Origin of the sequence: Mycobacterium sp. 23 (assembly GCF_048287075.1) — a bacterium.
GTDB classification, from domain to species: Bacteria; Actinomycetota; Actinomycetes; order Mycobacteriales; family Mycobacteriaceae; genus Mycobacterium; species Mycobacterium gordonae_B.
The window spans coordinates 4,923,974-4,949,801 of record NZ_JBLVUX010000005.1 but is presented as its reverse complement, the minus strand read 5'-3'; the positions used below and the strand labels follow the sequence as shown (position 1 = coordinate 4,949,801).

General features: G+C 66.3%; 26 protein-coding genes, 1 tRNA gene and 1 pseudogene. 13 read left to right on the top strand and 15 right to left on the bottom strand.

The window, feature by feature from the left end; genetic code table 11:
• Positions 1–124: 124 nt before the first annotated feature.
• The 4 genes from ACNQS7_RS24155 (at position 125) to ACNQS7_RS24140 (ending at position 4,934) form a co-directional block, all read left to right on the top strand.
• Positions 125–1,432, top strand: a complete 1,308-nt coding sequence (locus ACNQS7_RS24155; RefSeq protein ID WP_418014514.1) for a hypothetical protein — start codon at positions 125–127, stop codon at positions 1,430–1,432.
• A gap of 78 nt (positions 1,433–1,510) precedes the next feature.
• On the top strand, positions 1,511–2,392 hold the full coding sequence (locus tag ACNQS7_RS24150; protein WP_418014513.1) for a sterol desaturase family protein: 882 nt from the start codon (positions 1,511–1,513) through the stop codon (positions 2,390–2,392).
• A 14-nt stretch (positions 2,393–2,406) separates the two neighbouring features.
• Positions 2,407–3,537: a PPE family protein gene (locus ACNQS7_RS24145; RefSeq protein ID WP_418014512.1), complete on the top strand. Its 1,131-nt coding sequence runs from the start codon at positions 2,407–2,409 to the stop codon at positions 3,535–3,537.
• 206 nt (positions 3,538–3,743) lie between these two features.
• The gene (locus tag ACNQS7_RS24140; protein WP_418014511.1) at positions 3,744–4,934 is read left to right on the top strand and encodes a sensor histidine kinase; all 1,191 of its coding nucleotides are present in this window, start codon (positions 3,744–3,746) and stop codon (positions 4,932–4,934) included.
• Between the two features lie 7 nt (positions 4,935–4,941).
• On the opposite strand, the gene ACNQS7_RS24135 is transcribed toward ACNQS7_RS24140, so the two are convergent.
• The 4 genes from ACNQS7_RS24135 to ACNQS7_RS24120 are packed head-to-tail and all read right to left on the bottom strand — an operon-like array spanning position 4,942 to position 8,920.
• Complete coding sequence (locus ACNQS7_RS24135; protein WP_418014509.1) at positions 4,942–5,979, bottom strand: CaiB/BaiF CoA transferase family protein; 1,038 nt, start codon at positions 5,977–5,979, stop codon at positions 4,942–4,944.
• Positions 5,976–6,932: an LLM class F420-dependent oxidoreductase gene (locus tag ACNQS7_RS24130; protein WP_418014508.1), complete on the bottom strand. Its 957-nt coding sequence runs from the start codon at positions 6,930–6,932 to the stop codon at positions 5,976–5,978. Before ACNQS7_RS24130 ends, ACNQS7_RS24135 begins: the two co-directional genes overlap by 4 nt.
• Positions 6,917–7,342, bottom strand: a complete 426-nt coding sequence (locus ACNQS7_RS24125) for a cobalamin-dependent protein (protein ID WP_055581385.1) — start codon at positions 7,340–7,342, stop codon at positions 6,917–6,919. The genes ACNQS7_RS24130 and ACNQS7_RS24125 overlap by 16 nt, the downstream gene beginning before the upstream one ends.
• Entirely contained in the window at positions 7,343–8,920 is a 1,578-nt protein-coding gene (locus ACNQS7_RS24120; protein ID WP_418014506.1) for a methylmalonyl-CoA mutase family protein, read from the bottom strand.
• A gap of 150 nt (positions 8,921–9,070) precedes the next feature.
• On the opposite strand from ACNQS7_RS24120, the gene ACNQS7_RS24115 reads away from it, so the two are divergent.
• Both ACNQS7_RS24115 and ACNQS7_RS24110 read left to right on the top strand, forming a co-directional pair.
• On the top strand, positions 9,071–9,214 hold the full coding sequence (locus tag ACNQS7_RS24115) for a hypothetical protein (protein WP_418014505.1): 144 nt from the start codon (positions 9,071–9,073) through the stop codon (positions 9,212–9,214).
• Positions 9,215–9,419: 205 nt separating this feature from the next.
• Positions 9,420–10,070: a cutinase family protein gene (locus ACNQS7_RS24110; RefSeq protein WP_418016123.1), complete on the top strand. Its 651-nt coding sequence runs from the start codon at positions 9,420–9,422 to the stop codon at positions 10,068–10,070.
• A 12-nt stretch (positions 10,071–10,082) separates the two neighbouring features.
• Here the strand turns inward: ACNQS7_RS24110 and ACNQS7_RS24105 are convergent, their stop codons facing one another.
• Both ACNQS7_RS24105 and ACNQS7_RS24100 read right to left on the bottom strand, forming a co-directional pair.
• Positions 10,083–10,898, bottom strand: a complete 816-nt coding sequence (locus ACNQS7_RS24105; protein ID WP_418014504.1) for a class I SAM-dependent methyltransferase — start codon at positions 10,896–10,898, stop codon at positions 10,083–10,085.
• A gap of 61 nt (positions 10,899–10,959) precedes the next feature.
• Complete coding sequence (locus tag ACNQS7_RS24100; RefSeq protein WP_418016122.1) at positions 10,960–11,676, bottom strand: M15 family metallopeptidase; 717 nt, start codon at positions 11,674–11,676, stop codon at positions 10,960–10,962.
• 142 nt (positions 11,677–11,818) lie between these two features.
• On the opposite strand from ACNQS7_RS24100, the gene ACNQS7_RS24095 reads away from it, so the two are divergent.
• The gene (locus tag ACNQS7_RS24095; protein WP_418014503.1) at positions 11,819–13,531 is read left to right on the top strand and encodes a CocE/NonD family hydrolase; all 1,713 of its coding nucleotides are present in this window, start codon (positions 11,819–11,821) and stop codon (positions 13,529–13,531) included.
• On the opposite strand, the gene ACNQS7_RS24090 is transcribed toward ACNQS7_RS24095, so the two are convergent.
• Positions 13,528–14,160, bottom strand: a complete 633-nt coding sequence (locus tag ACNQS7_RS24090) for a sensor domain-containing protein (protein WP_418016121.1) — start codon at positions 14,158–14,160, stop codon at positions 13,528–13,530. The genes ACNQS7_RS24095 and ACNQS7_RS24090 overlap by 4 nt on opposite strands.
• A gap of 163 nt (positions 14,161–14,323) precedes the next feature.
• Between ACNQS7_RS24090 and ACNQS7_RS24085 the strand changes: the two genes are divergently transcribed.
• Complete coding sequence (locus ACNQS7_RS24085; RefSeq protein ID WP_418014502.1) at positions 14,324–14,890, top strand: TetR/AcrR family transcriptional regulator; 567 nt, start codon at positions 14,324–14,326, stop codon at positions 14,888–14,890.
• Positions 14,891–14,975: 85 nt separating this feature from the next.
• Positions 14,976–15,626: a heme oxygenase (biliverdin-producing) gene (locus tag ACNQS7_RS24080; protein ID WP_055581390.1), complete on the top strand. Its 651-nt coding sequence runs from the start codon at positions 14,976–14,978 to the stop codon at positions 15,624–15,626.
• 650 nt (positions 15,627–16,276) lie between these two features.
• Here the strand turns inward: ACNQS7_RS24080 and ACNQS7_RS24075 are convergent.
• Positions 16,277–16,561: a GlsB/YeaQ/YmgE family stress response membrane protein gene (locus ACNQS7_RS24075; protein WP_055581392.1), complete on the bottom strand. Its 285-nt coding sequence runs from the start codon at positions 16,559–16,561 to the stop codon at positions 16,277–16,279.
• A 195-nt stretch (positions 16,562–16,756) separates the two neighbouring features.
• Here ACNQS7_RS24075 and ACNQS7_RS24070 point away from each other — a divergent pair, with 195 nt between their 5' ends.
• On the top strand, positions 16,757–16,975 hold the full coding sequence (locus ACNQS7_RS24070; RefSeq protein ID WP_418014501.1) for a hypothetical protein: 219 nt from the start codon (positions 16,757–16,759) through the stop codon (positions 16,973–16,975).
• 236 nt (positions 16,976–17,211) lie between these two features.
• The gene (locus tag ACNQS7_RS24065) at positions 17,212–18,894 is read left to right on the top strand and encodes a PE family protein (RefSeq protein WP_418014500.1); all 1,683 of its coding nucleotides are present in this window, start codon (positions 17,212–17,214) and stop codon (positions 18,892–18,894) included.
• 7 nt (positions 18,895–18,901) lie between these two features.
• On the opposite strand, the gene ACNQS7_RS24060 is transcribed toward ACNQS7_RS24065, so the two are convergent.
• From ACNQS7_RS24060 to ACNQS7_RS24040, 5 genes are read right to left on the bottom strand one after another with little or no spacing between them, the layout of a single operon-like run.
• Positions 18,902–19,720, bottom strand: coding sequence for an ABC transporter permease (locus tag ACNQS7_RS24060; protein WP_418014499.1), 819 nt, complete (start codon positions 19,718–19,720; stop codon positions 18,902–18,904).
• The gene (locus ACNQS7_RS24055; RefSeq protein ID WP_418014498.1) at positions 19,717–20,397 is read right to left on the bottom strand and encodes a phosphate ABC transporter ATP-binding protein; all 681 of its coding nucleotides are present in this window, start codon (positions 20,395–20,397) and stop codon (positions 19,717–19,719) included. Before ACNQS7_RS24055 ends, ACNQS7_RS24060 begins: the two co-directional genes overlap by 4 nt.
• Before the next feature lie 15 nt (positions 20,398–20,412).
• A complete protein-coding gene (locus ACNQS7_RS24050) occupies positions 20,413–21,882 on the bottom strand; it encodes a multicopper oxidase family protein (protein ID WP_418014497.1) in 1,470 nt (489 codons plus the stop codon).
• Positions 21,879–22,271, bottom strand: a complete 393-nt coding sequence (locus ACNQS7_RS24045) for a VOC family protein (protein ID WP_418014496.1) — start codon at positions 22,269–22,271, stop codon at positions 21,879–21,881. The genes ACNQS7_RS24050 and ACNQS7_RS24045 overlap by 4 nt, the downstream gene beginning before the upstream one ends.
• A 6-nt stretch (positions 22,272–22,277) precedes the next feature.
• Entirely contained in the window at positions 22,278–23,045 is a 768-nt protein-coding gene (locus ACNQS7_RS24040) for an ArsR family transcriptional regulator (protein WP_418014495.1), read from the bottom strand.
• A 104-nt stretch (positions 23,046–23,149) separates the two neighbouring features.
• Here ACNQS7_RS24040 and ACNQS7_RS24035 point away from each other — a divergent pair.
• Positions 23,150–23,485 (top strand): annotated as a pseudogene (locus ACNQS7_RS24035) (DoxX family protein); the annotation flags it as partial.
• 5 nt (positions 23,486–23,490) lie between these two features.
• Here the strand turns inward: ACNQS7_RS24035 and ACNQS7_RS24030 are convergent.
• A tRNA-Phe gene (locus tag ACNQS7_RS24030) sits at positions 23,491–23,555 on the bottom strand.
• 174 nt (positions 23,556–23,729) lie between these two features.
• Here ACNQS7_RS24030 and ACNQS7_RS24025 point away from each other — a divergent pair.
• Positions 23,730–25,292, top strand: coding sequence for a hypothetical protein (locus tag ACNQS7_RS24025; RefSeq protein ID WP_418014494.1), 1,563 nt, complete (start codon positions 23,730–23,732; stop codon positions 25,290–25,292).
• On the opposite strand, the gene ACNQS7_RS24020 is transcribed toward ACNQS7_RS24025, so the two are convergent.
• A complete protein-coding gene (locus ACNQS7_RS24020; protein ID WP_256100839.1) occupies positions 25,271–25,669 on the bottom strand; it encodes a hypothetical protein in 399 nt (132 codons plus the stop codon). The two genes, ACNQS7_RS24025 and ACNQS7_RS24020, sit on opposite strands and share 22 nt — an antisense overlap.
• Positions 25,670–25,828 lie beyond the last annotated feature (159 nt).

The following is a 25,828-nucleotide window of genomic DNA, read 5'->3' as shown; positions in this document are numbered from 1 at the left end:
GCGCAACCAAGTCCGCGACCACGTGTTCGAGGCCGCATCCTCCGATCGCATGGTGCGAACATCGTCGGCGAAAGGCTCGATCGGCGGATGGCCGGGCCGTGACTCCCGCTCCTAGCGTCGGAGGGTGTTTCAGACAATCCCCGAGATCGATCCATTCGAGTCGCAGACCGATGGCTATGCGGCAGAACGCGGTTCGCCGGGCAATCGGTGCCGCCAGTTGCTGACCTACGGTTGCGTATACGGAAGTTCGATACAGCTCTGCAGTGTGTCGGCGGTGCTGCCGATCCTGTGCGCAAAGTTCGGCAGCGCCTGGGCCGCCGGCCTGGTCTTCCCCCTGTTCAGCATCGCAATGGTCGCCGGGTTCGCCGCGTCCCCGCTGGTTGTCGGACGGGCGCGCCACCTCAGGCATCTCGTCTTGGTGGGCGGATGCGCATCGATGGGTGCGCTGATCGCCTGCGCCGCCTTTTCGGCAGAGCAGCGGGTGTTCGTCGATGCGGTGTTCCTTATTGTCGCGACGGGTATGGGTGTGGTGCGGGGAATCTGCGACGGCACGTATCGCGAGTTGGTGGCGGCCATGTTGCCGGCGCATCGGCAGGGCGCCCTGATCCTGACCGAGTGCGCGGTGAGCGCCGTGATCATCGTCTTGGCAACGCTTTTGGTGGTACCTGCGTTGTCCGGACCGGGTGATCGCGAACTGACCGTGCTGTCGATCGGCGCGGTGAGCATGTTCGCGGCCTCCGCAGCCGGGATGCTGATCGGCGCGCTCCCTGTCCGTTCCGGCGCCGTCGTGCCGCGATTCGGTGGCGCGATACGCCGAACGTCTGTGATCGTCACGTCGCAGCCGGCGTTTTGGAAGTACGCGATCGCGCAGGCGATCTTCATTCCCATCTCCCTCAGCCCGACGTTCTACGCACTCCACGCGCCGACCGTCGGCGGTCACAGCAACCTGTCCGCCGTTATCGCCAGCAGCGCAGTGGGACTGTTGGTCGGCGCCGTGCTGTGGCGGGTCGTTCACCGCGCTGCGGGGATACGGGGAATGCTCATCGGCAGCACGGGGATGGCGGTGGCCGCCGGCGTCGTCTGCGTAGCGGCCCACCCGCTCGAATTATGTTCGCAGACTTGGGTTCACGGACTCGTCTTCGCGCTTACCGCCGCAAGTAACCAGGCTCTGCTGGCCGCATCCACGGAATGGCTCGGCACCATCGCGAAAGAACGTGATCGCGCCGTTCTCATCGGGTTCACCGCAGCGCTCGCCGCACTGCTCAGGCTGGTGCTCGGCGCGGGAATGTATGCGGCGGCGCAGCAGACGAACGCCTCCTGGCCGGTGATGATGCTGCTGGCGCTCGAGGTCGTCGCCGTCGCCGCGGCACTGCAGGGAACTGGCCGCCGCCGGCCGGCCTCCTCCGATCGTAGGAGGGCGTCCGTCATCTGAACCGAGGATCAACAATCGCCCACCGCGTCACAGCATCGTCCGATACTGCGAAGCGCCGGCGCGACCGACGATCGGTGCATGGATCTCACTCTCACACTGCTTCTTTGGACGATACCCGCCTTCATCCTGTTGTCGATCGTGGAATGGATCGACGACCGGGCCGACGCCGAAAAGGCCACGGAGACCTTTTCGACCCGTGACACCGTCGGCAACTGGATGACCTACCTGATCAACACCGCCGTCAGGATGTTCGGCCACTACTTCCTGCCGTTCTCGACGATCATCGTGGCCAGCGCGCTGACTCCGGTGCACCTTTCGCCGCGCCACTGGTGGGTGTGGGTGGCCTGCCTGGTGGTCACCGACTTCTGCTACTACTGGGCCCACCGCGGCGACCACCGCATCCGGCTGCTCTGGTCGGCACACAGCGTGCACCATTCCAGCACCTACTACAACATCTCGACCAACCTCAGACTCCCCTGGTTTCACCCGGTGGCATACACCATCCGCAGCCTGGCCTGGCTGCCGGCGGCGCTGCTCGGATTCCCGGTGTGGATGATCTTCCTGCTCAACACCGTCGGCCTTCTCTTCCAGATCCCGTTCCATACCGAACGTATCGGAAAGCTCTGGCGGCCTTTCGAGTTCATCTTCAACTCGCCGTCGCACCACCGCGTGCACCACGGCTCCAACCAGGCGTATCTCGACAGGAACTACGGCGGCATGTTCATCATCTGGGACCGGATGTTCGGTACCTACGCCGAAGAAGGCGAGCAGGTCCGCTTCGGTCTGACCCACGAGGTCACCACCCAGAACCCGCTGAAGTTCAACTACTACGAGACCGCGGCGATGGTGCGCGATGTTGCCAAGGCCCGGACGTGGCGGGCCCGCGTGGGGTACGTCTTCGGCCCGCCCGGATGGTCGGACAGCCGGGTTGCCCACGCCGAGACCACCGTCAGTGCTTGAGATCTGGTAGAACGATGGACTTCGGGGCGCTCCCGCCAGAAATCAATTCCGCACGGATGTACACCGGGCCGGGCGCGGGGTCAATGGTGACCGCCGGGGCCGCCTGGGAATGCCTCGCCGACGAGATATCACTGGTGGCGGACTCGCACAGCCGGGTGGTGTCAGGGTTGCTCGCCGGACCGTGGCAGGGAGCGGCGGCGCAGTCGATGGCTGCGACCGCCACCAGCTACGCCGGCTGGCTCAACGCCACCGCCGCGCAGGTCCGTCAGACGGCGGGCCAGGCGCGGGCCGCGGTCTCGGCATACGAGACGGCTTACGCGATGACCGTGCCGCCGGCGGTGATCGCTGCCAACCGTGCGCTGCTGGCCGCGCTGGTGGCCACGAACGTCCTGGGTCAGAATGCCGCGGCAATCTCGGCCGCCGAGATCGAGTACTGCGAGATGTGGGCGCAGGACGCCACGGCCATGTACGGCTATGCCGCGGCGTCGTCGGCGGCGGCCACGCTGACCCCGTTCGCCCCGCCCCCTCGATTCGTTGATCCAGGCGGCCTGGGTGGCCTCGCCGCCGCTGCTGCCCACTCGGCAGCCGCTATAGCCGGGACGCAGACTCGGTCTGATGTTTCGTTCCTGATCCTCTCGGCCATCAGGGAATTGGCCTCACTGGCCACGCCCGGCGCAGTCATACACGCCGAGACGATGGTGCTCAACGAAGTGCGGTCTGGACTGACCTTCGCCAATCCCGCACTGACAACGGTGAACTCGTTGTTCAGCGCGGCGAAGAACTTGGTTCCCGGAGCGGCTGCGGCCAAATCGGCTGCCGCGGTGACGTCGACGGCGAGCAAACTGGCTTCGGCTCCGGCCGGGCTGGAGCGCATGTCGGTGTCGGCTGAACTCGGCGGGGCAACGAGGATCGGAGCCATGTCCGCGCCGCCGAGTTGGGCCGTGGCGACCCCGCCGGCCGGCTCTGTGGTGAACCTGGCCGACGGCGCAGGTGCCGCGGCGGCCGCTGAAGCCGGCGCGACGGCCGGTGTGCCCGCCGGAGCGCCCATGCCGATTGCACCGCGCACCGCCGCGGGAAGTACCGGCGGGCCCCGCCGGTTTCAGCCGGACCGCCCGATGCTGGGCCGCCTGATCTGCGTGCTGTAGCCGCGCGCCACGGCTGTTCCGCCCGGAAATGAGCCCCGGGTTCGCGTCGCCGGCTTGATGTGGCGCGGCAACGAACGAGCCTTGACACATCCTGAATGATGATGTGAGGTCTTGCTTTCGGGGTGGAGGAGCCACGATGACTTCTTGGGCCGCAGGAAGCCCGGCTGCGCCCGGGCACATCGTGTTTGGGCCGGGGCACGGTCGGAATGAGTGACCAGGATCTGGACCGGGTCCGCCGAACCCGCCAACTCAGTGCACTGAAGATCCAGTCTGCGCTGCGCGCGGGACTGGTGGCCCTGATGTTCGTCGCCGTCGAAGTAGGGGTGACACCGCACTGGCGCGAGCAACTCGCGCTGACAATCGGGTACGGCGTTCTGGCAGTGTGCGCGGCGATTGTTGCGTTCTTCGTGCTGGGACCACCCGGGACACCGCAGCGGCTGCAAGCGGTGTACTCGATCGTCGACATCGGCGCGGTGTTCGGGTACAAATTGCTCTCGCCGCCGGGTGCGTACCTACCGCTGATGATCCTGGCCCTGCTGCCGATGATGGTCGTGCTCGATGTGTCGCTGAAGCGTGCCGCCGCGGTACTCGCCGTCGCCGCGGTCGCGTTCAGCATTTCGGTGTACACCGACAACGTGTTGCTACATAAAGTCGGTTGGACCCGGCCGACGCTGGTCGTGCTCATGTTTCTGTTTCTCTGCTGCACCGCGATCTGCGTGGTGTACCTGCAAGTCAGGCATGTGAACGAGATTGCGACGCTGAGCACCTCGCGCGAGCGTCTGCTCGCTCAGACCATGACCGCGTCCGACGAGCAACAGCGCAAGATGTCGGAGTTCCTCCACGACGGGCCGCTGCAGTACCTGCTGGCAGCTCGCCAAGACATTGCCGAACACCTCGGCAAGCATCCGGACGAGCGATTGAGCGATGCCCTGGCGAGCCTGAAGACCGCATCGGATCAGTTGCGGGAAGCCACCTTCGAGCTGCATCCCGCGGTCCTTGAACACTCCGGGTTGGCCGCCGCCATCACACAGCTGACTTCGGTCATGGCCGAGCGCAAAGGCATCGAGGTGACCGCCGACATCGACTACCCGGCATCAAATGAGCGGGATCCCTTACTGTTCGGCGTGGCACGGGAGTTGCTCTCCAACGTCGTGCGTCACTCTCAGGCCACCGAGGTCACCGTGACACTGAACGTCGCCGACCACACCTGCCGGCTCGCCGTGATCGACAACGGCGTCGGCCTGTCGCCGGAACGGGCCGCCGAGCGGCTGGCGCAGGGCCACATCGGCCTGGCCTCCCACCGCACCCGGGTGGAGGCGACCGGCGGCACCATGGAAACGATTGCTACGCAGCGAGGTACCCACATCGAAGTCGTGGTGCCACTGAAGGACGAGTGAGGTCAGGTCAGCCGATATTCATAGTGGGAGGCGGCCGGTATCGAGGTTCATAGTCCGAAACCCGGACCGGGCTGCCGACCAACCGGAAGTCGCCGGCCTGCACAACCACTTCCGGTGTCGCCTCGAGCGCCTCGGGCAAGGTCCGCACGGCCGCAGCCGGCACCCCCAGAGGGCGCAAGCGTCGTTCCCAGCTCGCCGCGGTGTCCGTCGCAAGAGCCGACGTGACCGCCGCCAACACCTCATCGCGCCGCGCAACCCGTTGCGTCATCGTCTCGAATCCGTCGATACCGGCCTCGGCGGCAAAGGATTTCCAGAATCCGTCATGCGTGACGAACAGCGCCAGATATCCGTCCGAAGTCGGAAAGAGTTGAGCGGGAGCGTAATAGGAGTGGGCGCCGAAGGGACGGCGCTGCGGCTCGATGCCGTCGTTGAGGTAGGCGGCCGCGTGGTAGTTCAGCTGCGACAACATCACGTCGCGCAGCGACACGTCCACCTGGCCCCCGCTGCCGGAGACGATCTTGGCCAAAAGACCTAGCGCCGCGCACATTCCGGTGGAGTTGTCTGCCGACGAATAGCCCGGCAGAGTCGGCGGACCGTCGGGATCACCGGTCAGCGCGGCGATGCCGACGCCGGCCTGCACCACGTAGTCGAACGCCGGGTCGTCGCCGCCGTCGAGCCCGAAACCGGTGATGGCGACACACACGATCGTGTCGTTGTGCCGTCGCAGAGCCTCGTAGGTGAGGCCCAGCCGGCGGATGGCCGACGGTTTCAGATTCACCAGCAGCGCATGCGAATTGGCGGCGAGCTCGCCGAGGCGCCGTTGCCCCTCCGGCGAATTCAGATCCAGGCAGATGCTGGACTTGTTGCGATTCAGGCTGGCGAAGTAGCTGTCGGAGACACCCCGGGAGATCTCGCCGCCGACCGGCTCGATCTTGGTGACCTCGGCGCCCAGGTCCGCGAGCAGCATGGTGGCATACGGCCCGGCCAGCATGGTGCCGACTTCCAGGATGCGAATGCCGTCCAGTGGGCCCGTTCCCCCGCTCACCGGAGCTCCGCGGCCAGTTCGGCGATCATCTCCCGCGTCCGGCGTTTCGACGCGATCAGTTCGTCGCGGTTGTCACCGATCGGCAGCAGCCGCACCGAAAGGTCCGTCACGCCGGCATCGGCGAAACGACACATCCGGGCCAGAATCTGTTCCGGGTCTCCGGCCGCACACAGATCGCCGACGTCGCGGGCATCGCCGCGCTCGAGGAGTCGCTGATAGTTGGGCGACACCTCGGCCTCACCCAGGATGCGGTTGGCCCGTTCCTTGGCCGCGTCGACTTCTGAAGGCGCACAGAGACATACCGGGATTCCCGCGACGATCCGCGGCGCCGGGCGCCCGGCATCGGCGGCGGCCTTGGTGATCTTCGGTGCGATGTGATCGCCGATCGCACGTTCGTCGGCCATCCACAACACGGTGCCGTCGGCCAGTTCACCGGCGATCTGCAGCATTACCGGCCCCAGCGCGGCCACCAGCACCGGCATCGCCGGGTCGGCGGAGAGCACTGTCGGATTGTGCACGGCGAACGAATCGTTTTCGACATCAACCGGTCCCGGCCCGGCGATGGCGGCGTTGAGCACCTGCAGGTAGTCGCGGGTGTAGGCGGCAGGCTTCTCATAGGGCAGGCCGAGCATGTCGCGGATGATCCAGTGGTGCGACGGTCCGACGCCCAGCGCCAGCCGGCCGGCCGCCACCGCATGCGTCGAGAGCGCCTGGCGGGCAAGGGCAATCGGATGTTGAGCCTGCAACGGCACCACCGCCGTACCCAGCTCGATGCGTGAACTGTGCGATGCCATCAGCGACACCATGGTGAGGCAGTCGAAATCGTCGGGAACCTGCGGCATCCAGGCGGTATCCAGTCCCGCCGCTTCGGCCCATTCGATATCAGCGACCAGCTTGGCCACCTTGCGGGCCATGTCGCCGCGCTCGGCGCCGATCATCACTCCGACGCGCACGGTTCCTCCTGCGCGGGTTCGGCAGTACCGGTGAGCGCGCGGATGTCGCGCACCAGAACGTCCAGTGCGGTTCCGGTGGGAAAGACCGCGGCCGCCCCGGCGGACAGCAGCTTGGGCACGTCGGCGTGCGGGATCGTGCCGCCGACCACCACCGCGATGTCCGCGGCATCGGCCGCGCGCAGAGCCTCGACGGTGCGTGCGGTGAGGGCCAGGTGGGCTCCCGACAGAATGCTCAATCCCACCACCGCGACGTCTTCTTGCACGGCAATGGACGCGATGTCTTCGATGCGCTGCCGGATGCCGGTGTAGATGACCTCGAAACCCGCGTCGCGCAGGGCGCGGGCGACGATCTTGGCACCCCGGTCATGACCGTCCAGACCGGGCTTCGCGACCAGTATGCGGGCGGCCATCTAGAACACCACCGGCTGCTGGAATTCGCCCCAGACCGTCTTGAGCGCGGAGACCATTTCGCCCACCGTGCAGTAAGCGTTGGCGCAGTCGATCAGCTTGTGCATCAGGTTGTCGGTTCCCTCGGCGCTGCGGGACAGTGCGGCCAGGGCGGATTCGACCGCGGCGCTGTCTCTTTCGGACTTCACCTTGGAGAGCCGTTTGAGCTGGAGATCGCGCCCCTCGGCATCGAGTTCATAGCTGACGACGTCGGGCTCCGGCTCTTGCGACACGAATCGGTTGACCCCGACCACCGGGCGGGCGCCCGACTCGATGTCCTGGTGGATCTTGTAGGCCTCGTCGGCGATCAGGCCTTGCAGGTAACCGTCTTCGATCGCGCTGACCATGCCTCCGTGCTGCTCGAGGTCGGCCATGATCTCGACGATGCGGGCCTCGGTGGCATCGGTCAGGGCCTCGACGAAATAGGAGCCACCGAGCGGGTCGGCGACCTGGGCGACGCCGGTTTCGTAGGCGAGGATCTGCTGGGTGCGCAGCGCCAAAGTGGTGGATTCCTCCGACGGAAGCGCGAACGGCTCGTCCCAGGCGGCGGTGAACATCGACTGGACCCCGCCGAGAACCGCGGCCATCGCCTCGTAGGCGACCCGAACAAGGTTGTTCTGGGCCTGCGGCCCGTACAGCGACGCTCCGCCGCAGACGCAGCCGAACCGGAACATCGACGCCTTGTCCTTGCTGGAGCCGTAGCGCTCCCGCACGATCGTGGCCCAACGCCGCCGTCCCGCACGGTATTTGGCGACCTCCTCGAAGAAGTCGCCGTGCGTGTAGAAGAAGAAGGAGATCTGCGGCGCGAACTCGTCGATGCTCATACGTCCGCGTTCCACCACGGTGTCGCAGTAGGTGACGCCGTCGGCCAGAGTGAAGGCCATCTCCTGTACCGCGGTGGCGCCGGCGTCCCGAAAGTGCGCCCCCGCCACCGAGATGGCGTTGAACCTCGGCACCTCCGCCGCACAGAATTCGATGGTGTCGGCGATCAGCCGCAGCGACGGCTCGGGCGGCCAGATCCAGGTCCCGCGCGAGGCGTACTCCTTGAGGATGTCGTTCTGAATGGTCCCGGTGAGCTTGGCGCGGGGTATCCCTTTCCGCTCTGCCGCGGCGACATAGAAAGCCAGCAGGATGGCCGCCGTGCCGTTGATGGTCATGCTGGTGCTGAGTTTGTCCAGCGGGATGCCGTCGAACAGGATCTCGAAGTCCGCCAGCGTGTCGACCGCGACGCCGACCCGCCCGACTTCCTCACCGAAGTCGGGATCGTCGGAGTCGTAGCCACACTGGGTCGGCAGGTCGAGCGCGACCGACAACCCGGTGCCCCCCTGGTCCAGCAGGTAGCGGTACCGGCGGTTGGATTCCTCGGCCGTGCCGAACCCCGAATACTGCCGGAACGTCCACAACTTGCCGCGGTACCCGGACGCGAAGTTGCCCCGGGTGAAGGGATACTCCCCCGGCGGCGGAGGCTCGGTGCGCCGATCTGCCGGGCCATACACCGGCGCGAGCGGGATGCCCGATGGGGTCTGGGCTGCGTTATCCATCAGTGCATAACGTACTTGCAAAAAAAGAGAATGCCAATACCATAGTCTGAGCTGGCAAAATGCCCCTGTCGCCCGCGCTGATACGCCTGCGCGAATGGTCAGAGACGGGTTTTCGCGGGTCCGGCGCGGTCTGCTGGCGATCGTGTGAACATGAGCACACCGGCCGGGTCCGGAGGGATCAATCCGAGGCTGCCCGACACCGTCGGCCACGTGCATAAACGCCACCGCACTGACCCGGCGAACGCCGGTGGCGGGACCGTCGCGCGAACTGCGGCGGGTCGCAGCGTGATTTAGGCTCAGCACGCGCCTGAAGAAGACGGGCCCGGACGGCGGAACAAACGACCAAGCCGGAACAAACTCCGCCCGCGACAGGTTCGTAATCGGCGGTACCGCCCCTTCTCCCGACGAACAAGCCCGACGAAAAGAGCCGACCTTGAGCTGCAGCAGATTGCCCGCCCCCTCGTCACCCCGGGTGGCGCCGTGGCTCGCCGCGATCGTCATGTCCGTGGCGGCCCTGGCCGGATCACTGGGAGCCGCGCCGCGAGCGTCGGCCGATCCCGGTTGTCCCGACGTCGACGTGGTGTTCGCGCGCGGAACATTCGAGGCGCCCGGCGTCGGTGCCACGGGTCAGGCGTTCGTCGACGCCCTCAACGCGCGCCTGGCCGGCAAGACGGTGGGCGTCGACCCGGTCAACTACCCGGCGTCACTCGACTTCGGCCGAGCGGTCGACGGTGTCGCCGATGCCAGCAGCAAGGTCGAGGCCACCGCGGCCAACTGCCCGAACACCAAGATCGTCCTGGGTGGCTATTCCCAGGGAGCGGCCGTCGCGGCCTACACCACCACCGATTCCGTTCCCGACGGCGTTGCCCTTCCCGACGGGATCGGGCCCATGCCGCCCGGCGTGGCCTCCAAGGTCGCCGCCGTGGTGCTCTTCGCTCCCCCCTCGGACGGGTTCCTGCACCTGGTCGACCGCAGCGCGCCGCCCATCAACATCGGCCCTCTGTACGCCGCCAAGACCCTGCAACTGTGCGCCGACGGGGATCCGGTGTGCGCGCCCGGCGGGCGCGACCGCGCCGCTCACAGCTCCTACCGGGACAACGGGATGGCCAATCAGGCCGCGGACTTCGCCCGCAGCAAGCTGTCCCGGTAAAACCGGCAAAACCTAAACGCGGCAGAGGATCTCACCATTGGGGATCCCCAGCCAACCGTCGGGTGTCGCGGCCCACGCTCGCCAGGCCGCCGAAATCGCCTCCAGCTCATCGGTATCCGCCATGCCCGTGTTCAGCAGCTGGCGCGCCAGATCCGATTGCAGTATTCGATCCGCCCACATTCCGCCCCACCACTCCCGTGTCTCCGGCGTCGCGAAGCACCACATGCCGGCGGTCGGAGTGATGTCGACGAAGCCTGCCTGCTGCGCCCAGGACAACAGGCGTCGGCCCGCGTCTGGTTCGCCGCCGTTCGCACGCGCCGCCGTCTGGTACAACTCGAGCCAGCGGTCCAGCAGCGGAATGCGCGGAAACCAGACGAACCCGGCGTAGTCGGCATCGCGAATTGCCACCACACCGCCCGGCACGCAGACCCGTCGCATCTCGCGCAGCGCCTGCACCGGATCGGCCACGTGCTGCAGCACTTGGTGCGCGTGGACGACGTCGAAGGTGTCGTCGGGAAAGTCGAGCGCGTGCACGTCGGAGGTGACGAATGAGACGTTCGATACGTCGCGTCGCCGCGCCTCCTCACGCGCCAGGTCCAGCGCGTCGTCGGTGAGTTCGACGGCCGTCACCGATCCACCGGGCGCCACCCGGGTGGCCAGGTCCACGGTGATCGTTCCTGGGCCGCAACCGATATCGAGCAGTGACAGCCCCGGTCGCAGATGCGGCAGCAGGTAGCCCGCAGAATCCTTTGCGGTCCGCCGCCGATGGCTCCGCAGCACCGACTCGTGATGCCCATGGGTGTAGACGGCTTGGTGATGCTCGCTCATAGCGGCTCAGCTTAGCGTGCGAATTCATATATCGAGACATATGTCTCAAAATATGAGACGCCTAGTCGAGTGGCACATTCAAGATCGGGCGTTGCACACCGGCGCCGGGACCGTCGAAATGCCACCACTCGCCGGAATAGACGTTCAGCCCCCCGTAGTTCATCGCGTCGCGCAATCGCTTTCGGTTGGCCTGCGCTTCGACGCTGACATCCTGGGTGGCGAAAGCGGTTGCCCGCGCGGTGAAGTCGTCGAAGTCGGTGCCCATGTCGGCCAGGCAGATCCCGCTGACCAGCTGTTTCGCCGGGCATTGCGGTTGCCCGCCGGCGTAGGTGACATCAACCGAGCGCCCGGCCTCGTGACTGGTCGCGTACGGACCGGGCCGTGCCACCCAGGCCGGGTTCGGAACGACCTGGAACATCTTGACCTGGACGTCATGCGGCCGGTAGCAGTCCCAGAACACCAGCACGTGACCCTGCGCACGCAGCGCATTGGCCGCGGCCGCCAACCCGGGCGCCATGGACTGGTGCACCAGGCATCGCGCGTCGGCGGGATACAACTGCGTCTTGGTGAAGTTGTTCGTCGTCGCGTATCGCAGGTCGATGAGCGCGTCCGGGACCACGGCCCGGACGTCGACGAACTCGGCGGCATGCGCCTCCTGGCTCAGCGGCGGCACGCCGGGACCGGACGGGGCCGTGGTATTGACCGGCCGCACGGGCATGGACGCAGTGCGCTCGGCCTGGCAGGCACTCGACGGCGCGACGAGCGCGGCCGCGGCCATCACCACGAGCAGAGGCTTCCGGCAACGCATCACGCCATTCTCCCGGTCCGTCGCGGGGCACCGGGCAGCGCCACGCCCGCCGCCGAACCCCGCGCACCAGTTTCCTCTTGCGTTGAGATTAATTTCAACGTAGCGTGAAACTATGACGAAGGCGCTGAACGGGCCCCAGACCACCGGCCGCGAATACCGCAACCTCAGCGAGCCGCGGCACCGCCGCCGCAGCGAGAACAACGTGCCGGCCACCATGCGGGACGGCGTCACGCTGCTCGCCGACGTCCACCGGCCCGACGCGCAGGGCCGGTTCCCCGCACTGCTCGCGGCGTCGCCGTACCCGCGCCAGATGCAGGACTTCGGCGCCCCGGCGGGGTTCATCGAAGCCGGCGTCACCGACTTCTGGGTGCCGCGCGGTTATGCGCACGTGATCGCCAATCTGCGCGGCACCTGCGGCTCCGGCGGAACTTTCGGCTTCCTCGACGCGCAGGAGCGCCGGGACATGTACGACCTCGTCGAGTGGGTCGCCGCCCAGCCGTGGTGCGACGGAAACGTCGGCATGATCGGCATCAGCTACTTCGCGATGTCTCAGCTCGAAGCCGCCGTCGAGCGACCACCGCACCTCAAGGCGATCTTCCCGGTCGCCGTGACGGCGGACCTCTACGAAGCCGCCAGCCACCACGGCCTGTTCAGCTCGTCCTTCGTCACCCCGTTTCTGGCGATGACCGGCCTGACCGCCGAACGCAGCGACAAGCTGTGGCGCAGTCTGCCCGTGAGCCTGGTCCGCCGGGTGCTGCACACGCCGCGGCTACACAAGAAGTTCGCCACCATGAACGGCGAGTCCGCGGTCACCATGTTGCGCCAGCTGATCAAGCTGCCGCACAACCCTCACCCATGGGATGAGCTGTGGCTCGACGCGGCGGTCAACCACCCCACTCACGACGAGTGGTGGGATGAGCGAAACCTGTTGCCGTTGCTCAAGGAGATCGACATCCCGGTGTATCTGGGGTGCGACTGGGAAAACGTGCCGCTGCACCTGCCGTCCACGTTCGCCGCGTGGAAAGGGTTGTCGGACAACGCCTGCGTGCGGATGGGCATGCTGGACAAATTCGGTTTGACCTGGCCGTGGGAAAGCATGCACAGCGAAGCGCTGGCCTGGTACGACCATTGGCTGAAGGGCCGCGACACCGGCATCGTCGAAGGTCCGCCCGTCCGCTACTTCCTGCCCGAGGCCGGCGAGTGGCGGACCGCCGAGTCCTGGCCGCCGCCGGAAGCCACGCACCGTGAGTTCGCGCTGCGCGCCGACGGGACCCTCGGTGAGGACGAAGGCGAGCCGGGCTCGCGTGACTACCTGGTCTTGGGTTCCGGGCTGGGTCGCGCCAAGCCCAGCGCGATCGACCCACCCGCACTGCTGGCCTGGACCAGCGCCCCACTCACCGACGACGTGGATATGGTCGGGGACATCGAACTGCGCCTGGTCGCTTCCGCAACGGCCATGGACACCGCCTGGATGGTGACGCTGCAGGACGTCGCGCCCGACGGTGAGGTCACCGACGTGACGGCGGGGTGGCTGCGCGCCAGTCTGCGAGAGGTCGACGAGGCGGCCAGCCGTCCCGGCGCTCCGGTGCTGCCGTGCCGAAACCCGCAGGCGGTGCCGATCGGCCAGGACGTGGACTATCGAATCCCGTTGGTTCCCAACGCTCGACGGTTCCAGTCAGGCCACCGCATCCGGCTGGTGCTCACCAGCGACGACCAGGACCCGTCGATCCCGGCGATCATGGGCTTCCGTCACGCCAGCGTCGGCACCAGCAGCCGCAACACCGTCCGCTCATCGTCGCGGCTGCTGGTGCCGGTGTTGAACTAGTCGATGCGCTCGGTGGCCGTCTGCAGGATGGTCCGCGCGATCTGGTCGGCCGGTTCGAGTCCCAACACCCCCACCGACATCAACACCGCTGACTTCTCCCGGTAGATGTGGCTCCACGCGCGGGCATTGATCCGCACGGTCCCCGAATCCGGCCGGTCGATGGTGAAGTCGTAGCGCGGGTCACCCAGTGCGGCACACGCCTGCAGCGAGTTATCGAGCTGGTGCAGAACTCCGCGGGCGGTGCTCGAGTCGGGATAGACGGCGACGGCCTGACTGACGGTCTGGATCATGGCGGGCCCGCCGGGCTTCAGGTCGTCGGTGATGCCGTGATAGCCCGCGCTGCGGAACTCCGACCAACCGGTACCGAATGTGACGTCGCTGATTCCCGCGGCCCGGCACGGCCCCGGCGCATTGATGTCGCCTGCCGGCGGCTGCCGTAGATCCGCGTGCGAATGTGCGGTGAGTTCCTCGTAGTTGGCGATGCGGCGGACTTCCTCGATGCTGACGATCAGCGCATCGGCCCGAGAGACAGCCGGGGTGTCGGGGTGAGCCGATGTGCCGCCATGCGAACACGCTGCGACCACCAAGAGCGCGCAGCCGGAAAGCAGGCCTCGTAGTGGCCTCATCATCGATGACGTCATCACAAGCCGTTCTCTGCGGACTGCAATCCGCGGTCGGCGACGCATTGACTGCGACGATTCCCCGGGCGAGCGCACCCGCCCCTGTCCCCTGCTGTTCGTTGCCGCTGTCCATCCTACGTCGGGGCTCCTACGTTGGGGTTAGAGTCGCCGCGTGCCCAAGATCAGCGCTTCGTCCGTGGAGGAGCACCGCGAGCAGGTACAGCGACGCGTCTTCGAAGCGTTCGCCAGCCTGATGGCACAGCACAGCTTCGACGCCATCACCATGGCCAAGCTCGCCGCAGCGGCCGACATCGGCCGCACCGCCATCTATCACCACTTCGCCGATAAAGACGCAGTGGTGGTCGCTTTCGCTTCGCACGAGACCAGCCGCTACATCGAGGGCCTGCGAGCTGAACTGTCAGGAGTCGACGACCCGGTGACGCGCCTGGCCATCTACATAAGGCATCAGCTCAATGCCGGCGAGCAGTTCCATATGGGACTGGGGCCGCGGCTCTACGGAGCTCTGTCGCACGACGCCATGCACGCCATCCGGGAGCACGTCCTTGCTATCGAGGATGTGCTGCGTGAAATTCTGGCCGACGGCGTGGCCGGCGGCCAGTTCGTCATCGAGGATCAGGACGCCACCATCTCACTGATCCATGCCTGCCTGGGTCCGCGAGACCTCCCGACTGCGACGATCGAGCAATTTGTGCTGCGGGCACTCGGTAGGACACCTTAGGACGAGCGAGGACGGGAGACCTGTGGTAAGTTTCTGACAGGTTGTCAAAATCTTTGACCGTGATGTACCGGGATGTGGAGCCGAGATGCGACGGAAAACCGCCGAGGCCGTCCGCGCCTTCTCCGTTGCGATGAAGGAAGGGTCGACGGCCGAGCACGAGGCCGCAGAGAACTCTCCGTTTGTGTCCGAACTGCTGTCCGGCCGGGTCAACCGCCGCGGCTACGCCGATTACCTGTTGCGGCTGCGGGTGATCTACGAGGCGCTGGAGACCGCGGTGCGGGCTCGCCGCGACGATCCGTTGGTCGCCGCCGTCTACGACCCGTCTCTGGAGCGACTGACGGCCATCGATGCCGACCTGGACTACTGGGCACCCGGCGCCGCGCGCCAGGTCGAATCCCCCGCGGCGCGTATGTATCGGGACCGGCTCGCCGGAGCTTCGTGGGGCGGCGCGCTGGTGGCGCATCACTACACCCGCTACCTCGGCGATCTTTCCGGCGGACAGGCGATCGGCAAGATTCTGGACCGCACGTTCGAACTCGACGGAGCAGGCTTGGCGTTCTTCGACTTCCCGGTGCGGCCGAAGCCCTACAAGGACGCCTACCGGGCAAGGCTCGACGATCTCGGCCTCGGGGACGACGCCATCGATCGCGCGGTGGACGAGGTCCGTGTGGCCTTCAGCCTCAATCAGGCGGTGTTCGCCGAGCTCGCGGAGAACCTGCCCGCCTATCGGGACTGAGACCGGCTGCTCAATTACGCTCTTGTACAGCCATTTTCGCCGCCGCCCGGTGGACCGGCGGGTAACCGACCAGGATGGCCGCCGGTCGTCCTGACGGCGGCGTCTGGGCAGCGCACCGGCGACACCGGCCCTAGCATCGGGCCACTCTGCGACCAATCGATAATTACTAGCGATATAGCAACATCGCCATGAAAAGCGGGTGACGGCGAGGCGTTTGGACTTACCTCACCGGGGTAATACGGTGGCAGCGTTCAACACACGTCTAGAGAGAGGGCCACGGCTGGTGAGCACCAACGTATGCCCCGCGTGCGGATACCCCACGCTGAGCCCCGCATTGTGCGCGTTCTGCCAGCCGGGTGACGTTGCCGCGAATTCTCGCTCACTGCCATCGGTGTTCTCGGGCTACCGCTACACCACGCCTGCCACTACTGACGCTTGGTCTGGTCCCCTGGCCAGTTGACCTTTGCGTCCCGGGTCGATCAAGCCAAACCGATGCTGCCCTGGCGGCGGCTTCCGCCGGCGATTTCTCCGGGGCCGTAGCAACCGGATGGCTCTCATTCATACGTACGACCATTCATACGTTCGACCCCGACCCGGGCCCCTGTCGAGGAACGAAGCCCATCGACAGGGGCCGGGTTTTGCGGCGAGGATCAGCGCAGCGTCCCGGTCCGGGTGCGGCGACCGGTGACCGCTTCGTAAACCGCGATGAAGATGACAGCCAGACCCACGCCGATAAAGAACGGAATCCAGGCGATTCCGCCATTGGCATTGGAGTATCCGAAATGGCTTGCGATAGCCGATCCGAGTAATCCGCCCGCGGCGCCGAGCAGAACCGTCACGATCATGCCGACATTTTGTTTACCCGGCATGACCACTCGTGCCACCACACCGATGATTGCGCCGACAACAAGAGCCAAGACAATTGTTCCGACCATTTCAGTCTCCTGACCTAAGGGCGCCCCGAGCGGGCGCCGCTGTGATGCGGGTTCCCGGATTCTGCGGGCTTATAACCACCCTTTTGGGTGTATCCGCCGATTGCGTTTGATGCATGCCACAGCCGGGTTTACCGGCCCCGACACCGGGGTAGACCGCGACTTGTCCGTCTACACCCGTTCGAGGAGTTCCCGCACATGACCACCAGCATCTGCCCCGCGTGCGGCTACCCCACCCTGCACCACGCCCTGTGCGCGTTCTGCTGTCCGAGCGACGCCCATACCGGCAACCAGGCAATTGGGCGGATGACCTTCACGAGGATGCCCGAGTACGAACAATCTTGGATCACCGTGCGAGACTCCGACTCGTATTCGACTGCGCGTATCGGCGCCTGGCCGGGGCCCATGGCAAGCTGAGCCATCGCACACACATTGCGACCAATAGCCGCGATTAAAAGCGGTCAATTACCCTCGTCTTGCCGGATTAGAATCCCGCATACGAAGCGGATATCGGTAAACCGAACAGCCCGGTATCTCTTCGTGTTGCTTTGTGCCAGCTGAGAATTGGCTGGATGTAGCTTAGGTAACCGCCGATCCACCGGCTTGAGACGCCCCACACGTGGCAGTGTGCTTGTGGTGGGGGAGACGACCGAGTGACGCACGTGCAGACACACCCGCAGATCCTGGCGTCCGCGGCCGCGGACGTGGCGTCCATACGCACGGCGATCAGCGATGCCGCCGAGGCGGCGGCGCGGGCGACAACGGACATGGCGGCTATGGCGGCCGACGAAGTATCAGAAGCGATCACCGGGCTGTTCAACGGCTTCGCCAGGCAGGGTCAGGCGGCCATGGCGCAGGCCGCAGTTTTTCATGACCATTTCGCCCAGCTGCTGGGCGCGGCCGGAGATTCCTACGTCAGTGCGGAGGCCGCCAACCTGAGTGCGCTCGCCGCGCCGCTGACCGGAAGCCCGACAGCGCTGACCCACGCCCTTGCCGCCGGCCCGTACGTCACCTGGGTGATGGACGGCAGCGGAACACCCATCCCATCGCCGGAATTCGTCGCCAACGTCGTCAGCAGGTACGTCGCGCCCAACTTCCCCGCCGGGCTCGTGCGAGCGCTCTACCTTCCGGCGGGCGAGTATCCCGACAGCGGTATCAAGGATCTGACCTCGGATGTGTCGATAGCCCGCGGCGTCGACATACTCACCACCACCATCCGCGAGCAACTCGCCGCTGGCATGGCCGTGAATGTGGTCGGCTACTCGCAGAGCGCCAACATCGCCGCGTTGGCGATGCAGCAGCTGAACCCTACCGGGTCGCCTAGCTCACTACCGATAAACTTTGTGCTGCTGGGAAATTCGATGAATCCCAACGGAGGTTGGGACGCCCGCTTCCCCGGAATCAATTTTCCGAGTCTGGGCTTCACGGCCCTGGGCGCAGCGCCGAGCAATTCTTTCCCCACCACGGCGTACACGATCGAATACGACGGCTGGGCCGACTTTCCGCGATACCCGATCAATCCCCTGTCAACCCTGAACGCGCTGTTCGGCATGGTGACCGTGCACGGTGGATACGACAGCCTCACGGCCGCGCAACTCGCCTCCGCCGTGGTCCTGCCGACGCAGGGGCCGACCACAACCACCTACTACATGATCCCGACCCAGAACCTGCCGCTGCTGGAGCCCCTGCGCTACCTGCCGATTGGCGGGGATCCCATTGCCGATGTCCTGCAACCGATTCTGCGGCCCCTCGTCAACTGGGGGTACGGCGACCCGAACTACGGCTGGTCCACCGGACCCGCCGATGTGCCCACACCATTCGGGTTCCTGCCCCCACCCGAGACCACCGTCGCCCTCGGACCGGCCCTGGTCAACGGATTTCAGGAGGCGGTAACCGCCGGAGCCGCGCACCTGTCCACACCGCCCACTTTGCCTGCGCTGCCGTCCTTTCCGGATGCCCTTTCGTCGTTCTCCGAAGGGCCCGGCACGCTGGCGGTGCCCAGCGTCACCGACCTGCTGCGCGAAATACAATCCGCGAACAGCCAATTCGTCGGGTCGTCGACGACGGCGCTATCGACCGCGTACTCGACGCTGCTGCCGACCGCGGATATCGCCACTGCCGCGCTGATCTCGTTGCCGTCCTACGACTACAACCTGTTCTTGGACGGGCTGATTCAGATGGTCAACGGCCAGCCCGTCGAAGGACTAATGAACGCGATCGGTAACCCGATCGCCGCGAACATGGGGTTGCTCCCGTTCCTGGCGGGGTTGGGACTGGCAAGCTACGCGCTGGCGGGGGATTCGATCCTGACCGGCACTCCCTTCCCCAGTCCCTGATCAAAGGTCAAGCCGCCGAACGATTGCCGCGCCTGCGCGACGAGGTGACCTCCGGGCGCCGGGGCAGCGGACGCAGCCGATGGTCGGACGTGAATATCTGGCGCAGCAGTCCCAGCGCGATGACGACGGTGGTGGTCGCGGTCGAGCCGAGGACGAGAAACATGACCACCGCCTGCACCAGGACGGCCTGCAGCGGCGGCACACCGGCAAGGATGAGACCGGTCATCGCACCGGGCAGGAAGACCAGCCCGGTGGCTTTGGTCGACTCGATCTGCGGGGTGAGCGCGGAGCGCAGGGCGACGCGGACGTAGGGAGTGGCGGCCTGGCGTGACGGTTGGCCGAGTGCGAGCCGAGTTTCCACCTCGTCGCGTTTGTCGCGCAACTCGTCGACCAGACGCCGGGCCACCAGCACCACGGCGGTCATCGAGTTGCCGATCATCATGCCGACGATCGGTACCAGGGTGCGGCTCTGCAACGGAAAGACCCGCAGTCCGAACACCACTCCCAGCGTGACCACCGCGGCGGCGGCGAACGCGACGATGGCAAGCCTGCCGAGCCGGGGCACCTCAGGGACGCGGCGGCGGGCGACGTCGCCGGCGTAGAAAACCATGCCCGCGGTCCAGGCCCACGACCACAACAGCGAGCGGCCCGGCTGCAACAGCCAGGCCAGCACCACCCCGACGATCAGCAGCTGGACCAGGGCACGAGTCGCGGCCCAGAGCACCTGCCGCTCCAGGCCCAGCCGTTGCCACAGCGAGATCCCGGCAGCGAAGGCAACCAGCGCCAGTGACATGACCAACCCGACCCAGGAAACCTGGCCGTTCATTGCGACACCTGCCCCGGGCCGGCGGCGACCGAGGTGATGCCGAGGCAGCGTCCGCGCTCGATGCGCAGCACCCGGTCGGCGATTCGTCCCACTTGTTCGGCGTTGTGGCTGACCCACAGCGCGGTCAACCCCGCGTCCGCCAACTCCCGCACCGCCTGCTCGATTACCCGGGCGGCCTCGGCGTCCTCCGACGACGTGGGCTCATCCAGCAGCAACACCTCGGGCCGGGCAATCAGGGTGCGGGCCAGGCACATTCGCTGCGCCTCACCTCCGGAGAGCGCAGTCGCGTCGCGGTCCAGCCATGACCCCGTCAGCGCTACCCGGGCCAGGACCTCTTCCATCTGCGCCTCCGTTGCTTCCGGGTCGGCGACGTGCAGGTTGTCGGCCACCGTGCCGGGAAACGGGGTCGGGCGTTGAAAACACATCCCGACCTCGCGGCGCAGCCGCAACGGATCCAGATCGGCGATGTCCGCTCCCCGGAACAGCACCCGGCCACCGGTGGGCACCTCCAGGCGATTGCACAGCCGCAGCATCGTCGACTTGCCCGACCCTGAGGGCCCGAACACTGCGGTCACTCCCCCTTCGGGCACGGCCGCGTCGAACCCGTCGAGGGCACGCACTCCGTCGCGCTCAACCTCGACGCCCTCGAAGACGAACAGGGCACGCTCGGGTCTCACTTACGCCAGCTCCGTTCAGTTGATGTTCAGCAGCGACATAAGGCCGTAGTCCATGTGGATCTGCTGGTGGCAGTGCAGCAGCGACAGGCCGGGTTGGTCGGCGACGAAGTCGACCTCCATGGTCTGGTAACCGCCGAGCATGGCGACGTCCTTGCGCACGCCACCGGTGGGTGTCCCGGCGAAGCGGGTGATCTCGAAGGTGTGCCTATGCAGATGCATGGGGTGCAGGTCGTCGGTGGCGTTGCGGAAGCGCAGACGGTACCGCTGGTTCAGTTTCAGATCGAGCATCGGTCCGTCCATGGAGAACGGCGTGCCGTTGAATGTCCAGACGTTGAAGCCGTTGTCGGCGGCGTTGCGCTTCTCGATCAGCAGATCGATCGTGTGGTCCGGCGGGACGCCCGGCGCCGAGCCTGGTTTGGCGAACAGGCGGTAGTCCCAAGTGAACGCGGGAGGTGGCAGCCACCGCGGCTCCCCGCTCTGCCCGGCGTATTCCACGATGATGCCCATTCCGTGACCTCGGTCGTCGTCGGACAGATCACCGAGCACCCACACTCCGGGATTGGTCATCGTGACGAGCGCCGAGATCCGTTCGGCGGCACCGAGCCACAGCACCGGCACCATTGTGGGGTTGGGCACCGGGTTGCCATCCAGGGCGATGACCTCGAATGCATGCCCGGGCAGGGCCAGGCTGCGGGTCTCGGTGGCGCTGCCGTTGAGCACATGCAACAGCACTCGCTGACCGTTCTGCACCCGGATCGGGTCGCCGTGGCCGAGCATGCGTCCATTGACGGCGAACGCGCCGTAGCTGACCTCGTAGCCGTGCGGATCGCCCCGGTTCAGCGACGCGTCCATGGCGGATTCGCCTTTCTGCCTGAGGTCGGGGTCCTCCTCGCCGGCCAGGAAGTCGCTGGCCATGTCTCCCCCGCGGCTGAAGACCGGCTCAAATTCCTTGAGCGTCAAGAAGATCTCCTGGTCGTAGCGGCCTGGATTCTGTTTGGGTTCGATGTAGACCGGACCCACCAGCCCGCTGTACTGACCTCCGGAGAGATCGGCGCGCGGCACCACGTGGGTGTGATAGAAGCGGAAGCCCGCCGGGCCGGGGACGAAGGAGATGCGCCGCATGCCGTGTGCGGGAATGTAAGGGGTGCCCTCCTCGGCGGCGCCGTCGACATCGACACCCACGTGCTGGCCGTGCCAGTGCAGCTGCTCGGGCGTGCCGGTGTCGTTGTAGATGTCCACCCAGGTTCGCTGGCCCTCTTTCAGCCGCAGCAGCGGGCCGGGGAACTGGCCGTTGTAGAGCAGGGTCGACACGATCTGGTCGGGGGCCAACTCAACGGTGCCGGTGCCGATGCGCAGGGTGTGATCGGCCTTGCCGCCGGGTGGAGACGAAGGGGCGGGCCGCGAACAGCCCGTCGTCGCCGTGATCGTCGCCACGGCCGCGGCGCCGCTCCATTTCAGGAAGTCACGCCGACTGCCGCTGCTCATCTCGGCCCGGCGGGGGTGAACAGTTCGACCGGATTGCCGGCCGGGTCGTCGAGCACGATCTGGCGCCCCCCGGGCCCGGCAATGACGTCGCTGCGGAACCTGACCCCCGCAGCGCGCAGCCGCGCCGCCTCTGCATCCACGTCAGGAACGATCAAGTGGATGCGGTTCCAGCCGCCGGGACCGGGTGTCGTGCCGTCCGACATCGGACGGCCCGCCGAACTCGCGGGTCCTGCCAACAACAGTCGCAGGTTGCCGCGGGTGACGTCGGCGAATGCCGGCAGGTGTGCGCTGCGCAGGTTGAAGCCGAGGTGGCCGGTGTAGAAGTCAACGGCGGCCGCTACGTCGTCGACGAGATAGCGGACGCTGACCAGACCTTCATCGAGACTCACGAGCAATCACCTTCTCTGCATGTGTGACAGGGCTTGGGCGAGATAGCCGACCCGCGAGTGCAGATCTGCGGCCACCGCGCGGAACGCGGGATAGCTGGCCCGTCCGGCACCCGCGGCTGCCGGGTCCGCAATGCTCCAGTGAATGGCCTGCCCACCGCCGGGAAACTCCGGGCATATCTCGCGGACCTTGTCGCACACCGTGACGACGCAGTCGAATCGCCGCCTGCGCATCTCGTCGAGGTGCTTGCTGCGCAGTCCGGCCGCGTCGATCCCGTACTCGCCAAGCACCCGCGCGGTGTTGGGGTGTACCGGCTTCGGGCTGCTGCCGGCGCTGGCCACTCGCACGCGCCGCCCGGCGGCCTTCCGCAGCAAGGCCTCGGCGATCTGTGAGCGGCTGCTGTTGCCGGAGCACAGGAACAGCACCCGTACCGGCGCGGACCTACGGATGTCAGCCGCCGGAGGCTCGGAAGCCAAACCCGGATGCAGCGCGGCACCCGTCGCGGCGAGCAGCTGGGCACACTGAACCAGCTCGATGCGGTAATAGCTGTCGCGACCGTCGGCCGAGCTGCGCCGCATCGACACCAGCCCACCGGCGCGCAGCCGGCCCAGGTGATACGACACCGCGTTCTGGGGCTGTCCGACCAACTCGGTCAACTCGCCCACCCGCCGGTCGCTGCGCGCCAGCTCTGACAGCAGCCGCCACCGCAGTGGCTCGCCGGCCAGCCGCAAGAACGCGGGCGGCGAGGCGCCGGCCGCTGCGATGCTGTTCTGCACCAGACCCAAATTACATCAATCAGGATTGATACGTATTCTGCCGGCATGCCAAGACTCAATTTGGCCAACGGAAGTTCGCGCGCGCCAACTCATTCGGCGCCGGCCGGTTTCACAAGGCTGGGATTCCCGCAGCACCGCTCTTCGCCGACCTGAATGGTGTGTTCGAAATAGGTTGCGGTGCTTTGATTTTAGTGGGCCTGCTGACGCGCCTGGCGGCGGTGCCGATGATCGTCGACATGCTGGGCGCGCTGCTGATCACCAAACTGCCGAGTTCGTGGGGCGACACTGTTTCAGGGCGAGCACGGCTGGGGCGACTTCCTCCACGAAACCCGGCTGGATTTGGCGCAGCTGTGCGGCAGCCTGTTCTTGCTCCTCGCGGGGCGGGCGCCTGGTCCCTGGACGCCTACCTGAGGCGCAACGCCCATACGGCGGCGCAGTGAAGAAGTGGCCAGGGGCGGGATCGAACCGCCGACCTTCCGCTTTTCAGGCGGACGGATTAGCCGCTGACCTGCGGTTTATCTGATTCTGTTCGTCGTATGCGCCGCATTGAGCTGCGCTGACGCATTCAGCCTGTCCGGCGAACGGACATAAACCGGACACGGTGCTTGCACTCCCTATCAGGAGCTTCCGTGCTGCCGCCTGAGTTGTGCGCGGTTGCGCGGGCTCCGGGGAGCAGGCATCCCGATGCCCAGCATCGCATCGTCAGCCGTCGTACCGACACCCTCCACGCGGGACTCGACATCGGCATCACAACATCCGCCTTCGCGGCACGGTTCTGCCGGTGCCTCGGTTGACGGTAGGTCGCGAGCGCCCGAGGCCGCCGAGGCCGCAGGGCGCGAGAGCGACAGTGGTCGGCCGGACGTTGACCGCGGCACCGGATTCAACCCGGCCCGGGCCGGCGGGCTTGTTATATGTGCCGAAAATGTCCGCGACCCAATCGTCGACGGGGTCGCGACTGGCGATCTGCGGGCGATCGACGCTCTGGGGCTGCGGTTCCCAAGTCCCGAGATGGTCACCGCAGCTGCTGCACTGTTCGAGCCGGCAGCACCGTGGGCTTCCGGTCCTGACCGTCGAGGCACCGAACCTGAATCGGGGCGTTTTCACATCACCGTCGGACCCGGCGTCGTGCGCCTCGGGTGGACCAATCCCGTCCGCGCAGAGAAAGCCGCCGAGCGGGCCGTCGGTCATCACCAACGTGACGTCGAGTATGCCAAGCTGCAAATCAGAGACGACCTTGCCCGCACGGGCGGGAACGATGATCAGGCCGTCGTGTCTTCGACACGACGGAGTCCTACGGCACGCGACCAGGGGACTGCTGGAGGTGTTATCACCGAGTGGTCCCGCAAATCACGCTCGGCAATGTGCCGCACCTTCGCTGAACTCGATTACAGCCCCCTTGTGGAGTCCGGCCGGGTCCCAGCCATGGTCACTCTCACCTATCCCGGCGACTGGGAGGATGTTGCCCCCGACGGGGCCAGCGTGAAGCGCCACATGGTGGTGTGGCGCAAGCGCTTTCAACGTGAATACGGTGAGCCTGCTCGCTATATCTGGAAACTAGAGTTTCAGCGACGCGGCGCCCCGCACGTTCATCTCTGGATGGCTCCACCGGTATCACCGGGCCGCTCGGGCCGAGCATTCGCTCAATGGCTATCCGAGACTTGGGCACAGATCGTCGACCACCCTGACCCGGTGCAGAAAGCTCGTCACCGGCTCGCCGGAACCGCCATCGACGTGCGGAACGGGCTGAAGGCCTGCGACCCCAAGCGGTTGGCCATCTACTTCACCAAGCACTCATCGCCGAACCTGCACGGCGACAAGGAGTATCAGCACATCGTTCCGGACCTTTGGCGGCGGCCCGGTCACGGCCCCGGCCGCTTCTGGGGTGCGTGCGGACTCAAGAAGGCCGTTGCCGTGGTAGAGATCGCTCAGGACGCGTACCTCACGGCTCGCCGTATCGTCCGGCGCTGGTCGCGCAACCAAGCGGTGTACGGCGATTCTGGCAGCCGCTTCCCCACTTCGGTTGTGCCGCGTACGGCTACGCGCCTCGTCGCCCGGATCGATCGTGACACCGGCGTTGTGGCGTGTCGGAGGGTTCGGCGACGGCGAACACTCTGCAATCAAGGCGGCCTTGCCGGCGGCTACGCGCTGGTCAACGACGGACCATCGTTCGCCTCCCAGCTCGCGACCGCCCTACTCGGTAGGGCCACGACGGCTCACCCGTCGCCTCAGCGCGGGATCTGCGTGTGATTGCGCATGACCTCGGCGGCTGCTTGCGCTGCTCCATTGGCCTCATGAAAAGCACGCTTGGCGCCATCGAACGCCTCCAATACCTCAAGCCAATGATCGTGGTCGATCATTGACCGGTCCAGCTTGCCCGACAGCGAGTGGACAATGTCGGCGATATGCGAGCCCACGAATGCCAGCCGATTGACGATGTGATTGACCACCGCGGGATCGCTGACGCGGGTGCCGAAGTCATCGATATCGCTGGCCAACGTGCACGTTTTCGAGTAAAGGCGTTCTGATAGTGCGACAAAGGGCGCCGCTTCGCCCCATCTTGCGAAGTCGGGCACACCTGGTTCAAGGTCTCCGCTCGGAGCTGTGGGCCAGAGTTGTTTATCCATGGTCCAACCGTATGGGCGCGAGTACGCATTTCGCGACGCCCGGCGGGTTTCAATTTCCCGACGAGTGGATTCTCTGGTAACCCGGGGGGTGCTGCACTGCTCGGCATAATTCAACCCGGTCACTTTTCGTAACTTTCGCAACTTTGCTACGATTGGATG

Bases quoted from the DNA above. Each gene is read 5' to 3' on its own strand.
- ACNQS7_RS24150 (WP_418014513.1), top strand. From the start codon at position 1,511: ATGGATCTCACTCTCACACTGCTTCTTTGGACGATACCCGCCTTCATC.
- ACNQS7_RS24145 (WP_418014512.1), top strand. From the start codon at position 2,407: ATGGACTTCGGGGCGCTCCCGCCAGAAATCAATTCCGCACGGATGTAC.
- ACNQS7_RS24140 (WP_418014511.1), top strand. From the start codon at position 3,744: ATGAGTGACCAGGATCTGGACCGGGTCCGCCGAACCCGCCAACTCAGT.
- ACNQS7_RS24125 (WP_055581385.1), bottom strand. From the start codon at position 7,342: ATGGCCGCCCGCATACTGGTCGCGAAGCCCGGTCTGGACGGTCATGAC.
- ACNQS7_RS24120 (WP_418014506.1), bottom strand. From the start codon at position 8,920: ATGGATAACGCAGCCCAGACCCCATCGGGCATCCCGCTCGCGCCGGTG.
- ACNQS7_RS24115 (WP_418014505.1), top strand. From the start codon at position 9,071: ATGAGCACACCGGCCGGGTCCGGAGGGATCAATCCGAGGCTGCCCGAC.
- ACNQS7_RS24110 (WP_418016123.1), top strand. From the start codon at position 9,420: ATGTCCGTGGCGGCCCTGGCCGGATCACTGGGAGCCGCGCCGCGAGCG.
- ACNQS7_RS24105 (WP_418014504.1), bottom strand. From the start codon at position 10,898: ATGAGCGAGCATCACCAAGCCGTCTACACCCATGGGCATCACGAGTCG.
- ACNQS7_RS24100 (WP_418016122.1), bottom strand. From the start codon at position 11,676: ATGGCCGCGGCCGCGCTCGTCGCGCCGTCGAGTGCCTGCCAGGCCGAG.
- ACNQS7_RS24095 (WP_418014503.1), top strand. From the start codon at position 11,819: ATGACGAAGGCGCTGAACGGGCCCCAGACCACCGGCCGCGAATACCGC.
- ACNQS7_RS24090 (WP_418016121.1), bottom strand. From the start codon at position 14,160: ATGATGAGGCCACTACGAGGCCTGCTTTCCGGCTGCGCGCTCTTGGTG.
- ACNQS7_RS24080 (WP_055581390.1), top strand. From the start codon at position 14,976: ATGCGACGGAAAACCGCCGAGGCCGTCCGCGCCTTCTCCGTTGCGATG.
- ACNQS7_RS24075 (WP_055581392.1), bottom strand. From the start codon at position 16,561: ATGGTCGGAACAATTGTCTTGGCTCTTGTTGTCGGCGCAATCATCGGT.
- ACNQS7_RS24070 (WP_418014501.1), top strand. From the start codon at position 16,757: ATGACCACCAGCATCTGCCCCGCGTGCGGCTACCCCACCCTGCACCAC.
- ACNQS7_RS24060 (WP_418014499.1), bottom strand. From the start codon at position 19,720: ATGAACGGCCAGGTTTCCTGGGTCGGGTTGGTCATGTCACTGGCGCTG.
- ACNQS7_RS24050 (WP_418014497.1), bottom strand. From the start codon at position 21,882: ATGAGCAGCGGCAGTCGGCGTGACTTCCTGAAATGGAGCGGCGCCGCG.
- ACNQS7_RS24025 (WP_418014494.1), top strand. From the start codon at position 23,730: ATGCCCAGCATCGCATCGTCAGCCGTCGTACCGACACCCTCCACGCGG.
- ACNQS7_RS24020 (WP_256100839.1), bottom strand. From the start codon at position 25,669: ATGGATAAACAACTCTGGCCCACAGCTCCGAGCGGAGACCTTGAACCA.